1 protein-coding gene and 1 pseudogene are annotated in these 2,386 nt (G+C 55.4%); both read right to left on the reverse strand.

Annotation, left to right across the window (positions count from 1 at the left end; translation table 11 throughout):
* Positions 1-20: 20 nt before the first annotated feature.
* Entirely contained in the window at positions 21-1,949 is a 1,929-nt protein-coding gene (gene thrS / locus AAC083_RS05565; RefSeq protein WP_108536052.1) for a threonine--tRNA ligase, read from the reverse strand.
* Between the two features lie 234 nt (positions 1,950-2,183).
* Positions 2,184-2,386, reverse strand: a pseudogene (locus tag AAC083_RS05570) (SEL1-like repeat protein); the annotation flags it as partial.

Consider the following 2,386-nt stretch of genomic DNA (forward strand, 5'->3'; position numbering starts at 1 on the left):
TTTTTTCCGCCTTTTATAGCTTATTCCTCCACTTTCTTTTGTCCGCGGGTCTGAACTTCCTGGGTCAACAGAGCCACTAGCTCTTCAACAGGATAAGTGCCCAGGTCAGCCCCTTTACGAGTCCGTACTGCAATCTTACCGGCTTCAACTTCTTTATCGCCGCAGACCAGCATGAAAGGTACTCGCTTCAAAGTATGCTCGCGGATTTTAAAGCCAATCTTCTCATTTCTCAAGTCCGCTTTTGCGCGAAGACCCGCATCATTCAATGCTTTGGCTACTTTTACCGCATAATCGGCCTGATTATCTGTGATATTCATGACCACAGCCTGAGTCGGAGCCAACCAAGTCGGGAACAGTCCGGCGTACTCTTCGGTCAGAATACCGATGAAACGCTCGAGTGAACCCAGAATGGCCCGGTGGATCATCACCGGTACGTGGCGTTCGTTGTCTTCACCCACATAAGTGGCACCCAGACGTCCAGGCAGGGCAAAGTCGAGCTGCACGGTACCACACTGCCAAGCACGATCAAGGCAATCATGCAGGGTAAATTCGATCTTGGGACCGTAGAAGGCGCCCTCACCCGGCTGCAAATCGTACTTCAGGCCGTTCAGCACCAGAGCTTCAGCCAAGGCGGCCTCTGCGCGATCCCAAGCTTCATCGGAGCCAATACGCTGCTCGGGACGAGTCGAGAGCTTGACCACGATATTTTCAAAGCCAAAGGTGCCGTAGACGTCATAGACCATACGGATACAGGCGGACACCTCTTCCATGATCTGCTCTTCAGTACAGAAGATGTGAGCGTCATCCTGGGTAAAACCACGCACCCGCATCAGACCGTGCAGGGAACCGGACGGCTCGTTGCGGTGGCAGGAGCCGAACTCGGCCATGCGCAGCGGCAGATCGCGGTAGGACTTCAGACCCTGGTTGAAGATCTGCACATGACCCGGGCAGTTCATCGGCTTGATGGCGTATTCGCGGTTTTCGGACTGGGTGGTAAACATGGCCTGGGCATACTTCTCCCAGTGACCTGAACGCTCCCACAGCACCCTGTCCATCATGAAGGGACCCTTCACTTCCTGATAGTCGTACTCTTTGAGCTTGCCACGGATGAAGGTTTCCAGCTCACGGAAGATGGTCCAGCCATCGTTGTGCCAGAACACCATGCCAGGCGCTTCTTCCTGCATGTGATACAAGTCGAGCTGCTTGCCTATCTTGCGGTGGTCGCGCTTGGACGCCTCTTCCAGACGCTGCAGGTAGCCTTTGAGCTGCTTCTTGTCAGCCCAAGCCGTACCGTATATGCGCTGCAGCATCTTGTTGTTGGAATCGCCACGCCAGTAGGCGCCGGACATCTTCTGCAACTTGAAGTGGTGGCAGTGACGCATGTTGGGCACGTGCGGGCCGCGACACATGTCGACGTACTCTTCGTGATGATAGAGACCGGGCTGATCATCACGGGCAATATTCTGATCCAGGATCTCGACCTTGTAAGACTCGCCACGGGCGTCGAACACGTCGCGTGCTTCCTGCCAGGAGACTCTCTTCTTGATGACGTCGTAATCCTTGGCGGCCAGCGCCAGCATGCGCTCTTCCAGGGCAGCCAGATCGTCGTCGGTCAGGGTGCGATCCAGATCGATGTCGTAGTAGAAACCGTTATCGATGACGGGACCAATGGCCATCTTGGTCTGGGGCCAGAGTTGCTTGATGGCATGACCCAGCAGGTGAGCACAGGAGTGGCGCAGTATGTCCAGACCGTCTTCGTCTTTGGCGGTGATGATGGCCAGGGAAGCATCGGCTTCGATCAGCTCGCAGGCATCCACCAGTTCACCGTTTACCCGACCGGCAATGCACGCCTTGGCAAGACCCGGACCTATGTCCGCGGCCACGTCCATGACGGAAACGGAGTGGGCAAATTGACGTTGGCTGCCGTCAGGCAGAGTAATGATTGGCATTGTGTGTTTCCTTATACAGTGGTGCCCCCTACCAAAGGGCACATGCGGGATGGAAAAAGCATTCAAAAAGGGTGATGTTCTGGCTCTCTACAGCACTTTGCAGAGGCGCCCAGCGCCGCAAACAGCTTGCTTAACGGCACAAGGCAAACCAAAAACCGAACCATGCTACCAGAAGTAGGCGGGGGTGTATCGGGTTTGATGAGATTTTCTACAACCAAATGAGGCGCTTGCCAGTTAGCCACCAAGCAGGGGTTGCCAGTTGAAATTGAAGGTACTGCTCCCCTCCTCGGCCAGTGCGAGCTCCTCCAACACCTTCAATGCAAGCTTGTTGCCCTTTTGAGAGGCCTGATAGAGCCACTGCTTGGCTTGAGGCAGATCGACCCGGCCACTCACCCCCATCAGGTGCAGCACACCGACTTTGAGCATGGCGGGCACGT

The sequence above is a fragment of the Aeromonas sp. HMWF014 genome (assembly GCF_963878295.1).
GTDB lineage: Bacteria > Pseudomonadota > Gammaproteobacteria > Enterobacterales > Aeromonadaceae > Aeromonas > Aeromonas popoffii.